Origin of the sequence: Kribbella sp. (assembly GCF_035655035.1) — a bacterium.
GTDB lineage: Bacteria > Actinomycetota > Actinomycetes > Propionibacteriales > Kribbellaceae > Kribbella.
In genome coordinates this window covers 1-2338 of the sequence record NZ_DASRVN010000144.1, presented here as the reverse complement: position 1 = coordinate 2338, position 2338 = coordinate 1, and the positions used below count along the sequence as shown (strand labels likewise).

Annotated in this window: 2 protein-coding genes; both read left to right on the top strand. The window is 71.3% G+C overall.

What is annotated here, in order from left to right:
- The coding region (locus VFF46_RS08330) for an amidohydrolase (RefSeq protein ID WP_325036447.1) at window positions 1-1430 on the top strand (1430 nt) is incomplete at its 5' end.
- A partial coding sequence (locus VFF46_RS08325; protein ID WP_325036446.1) for a lysine 5,6-aminomutase subunit alpha TIM-barrel domain-containing protein occupies window positions 1418-2338 on the top strand: 921 nt, incomplete at its 3' end. The genes VFF46_RS08330 and VFF46_RS08325, both read left to right, overlap by 13 nt.

Genomic DNA, 2338 nt, shown 5'->3' with positions numbered 1-2338 from the left:
CGCCGGCGTTCGTCGACGCCCACGTCCACACGGCGGGTACCGGCGCGGCCCTGACCGGTCTCGACCTTGCGGGTACGACGTCGTTGACCGACGCGCTCGACAAGCTGGCAGCGTACGCCTCGAAGCTGCCCGCGGACGCGGTGATCGACAGCGCCGGCTGGGACGAGACGAAGTGGCCCGAGGGACGGCCGCCGACAGCAGAGGAGCTGGACGCGGCGGCCGGTGGGCGGCGCGTGTACCTGTCCCGGATCGACGGTCACTCGGGCGTGATCTCCTCCGCCCTGTTCCCGGCTGCGAAAGGCTCCGGCTTCGACAGTTCCGGGCGCTTGGAGCGGGACGCTCACCATGCCGTCCGGGACGTGTTGAGCGAGCTGATCGGGCCGGCTCAGCGGCGAACGGACATCGAGGCAGCCCTGCGGGCGATGGCCGCGAAGGGGATCGGGGCGTTCCATGAGATGGCCGCGCCGCACATCGGGCCGCTCTGGGAGTTGCCGTTGGTGCGGGACGTGGCCGACGAGCTGGGGTTGGCGGCGACGCTGTACTGGGGTGAGCCGGGCGCGTTCGAGCACATCGGTACGTACGGACTCGCAGGGCTTGCGGGTGACCTGAACGCCGACGGTGCTCTCGGTTCGCGGACCGCGGCGTTGCGGGAGCCGTACGCCGATCGCGCCGATCACCGCGGGCACGCGTACCTGTCGCCGGAGCAGATCGCCGAGCACGTGATCGCATGTACCGAGCGGAACGTGCAGGCCGGGTTCCACTGCATCGGCGACCAGGCGCTGGCGAACATCGCCCGCGGGTTCGAGCTCGCCGCGGAGAAGGTCGGCATCCAGGCATTGGTTGCCGCGCGCCACCGTCTCGAGCACGTCGAAATGGTCGACGAGGCAACGATCGCGACGCTCGCCCGGTATGGCGTGGTGGCCAGCGTGCAGCCGGTGTTCGACGGCCTGTGGGGCGGTCCGGACGGGATGTACGCCGAGCGCGTCGGCGACCGCTGGCGCGGCATGAACCCGTTCGGCTCGCTGGCCCGCGCAGGCGTCGTACTGGCGTTCGGATCGGATGCGCCGGTGACGGAGCTCGGCGGTTGGGAGGCCGTCCGCGCGGCCGCGTTCCACCACGAGCCGTCCGAGCGGATCACCGTACGAGCAGCGTTCCAGGCGCACACGCGCGGCGGCTGGCGGGCGGCCGGGATCGACGATGCCGGCGTACTCGCCCCCAGCACCGCCGCGACGTACGCGATCTGGGAGACCGACGCCGACCTGGTCGTGCAGACGCCGGACGAGCGCGTCGCCGCGTGGTCGACGGACCCGCGGGCCGGCGTACCGGTGCTGCCGGATCTGAGCCAGGGAACGCCTGCCTGCCTGCGAACTGTCGTCGGCGGTCGCGTCGTCCACGAAGCCGAGGGATGGTCCCAGAGATGGTCACAGTGACTGGTACTGCGAAGAAGCTCGACCTCGATCCGGTCACTGTCCGGAAGGCGCGCAGCCTCGCGCGCAAGGCCGGCAAACCGATCGTCAACCTGGCCCGGCAGCACACCACGGTGTCGGTGGAGCGAGCCGTACTGCGGCTCGCCGGGCTGACCGGCGCCGACACGGAAGGCATTCCGTGGGTGAACCGCCTCGCCGACACCGTGCGCGCCGACGTCGGGCTGGAGCACGGTCTCGCGCTGCCGGTCTGGGACGCGTTGCTCCGCGGCGAGGCCGAGGACCTCGCCGTACTCGCGCAGAAGGCCGCCTCGGGGTCCGTCACGTTTCGGATGCCCGAGGGGCGGGACGCGGCCAGGGCCCGTACGGCGGCGCGCAAGGCGGCGGCCGCGGGGATGAAGCGGATCGACGGCCGGCGCCGCGAGCGGGACCGGCTGATCAAGCGGCACGGCGACCCGGAGCAGCGGCCGTGGATCTACCTGATCGTTGCCACCGGCGACATCTACGAGGACATCCCGCAGGCCCAGGCGGCGGCGCGCGAGGGTGCCGACATCATCGCGGTGATCCGGTCGACCGGGCAGTCGCTGCTCGACTACGTCCCGGAGGGCGCGACCCGCGAAGGGTTCGCCGGTACGTACGCGACCCAGGAGAACTTCCGCCTGATGCGCGCCGCGCTGGACGAGTCCTCGCGCGAGTTGGGGCGCTACGTCCGGCTGACGAACTACGCGTCCGGCCTGTGTATGCCGGAGATCGCGACGCTGGCCGGGCTCGAGCGGCTCGACATGATGCTGAACGACTCGATGTACGGGATCCTGTTCCGCGACATCAACCCGATCCGGACCTTCGTCGACCAGCGGTTCAGCCGGCAGATCCACGCCCGCGCCGGGATCATCATCAACACCGGCGAGGACAAC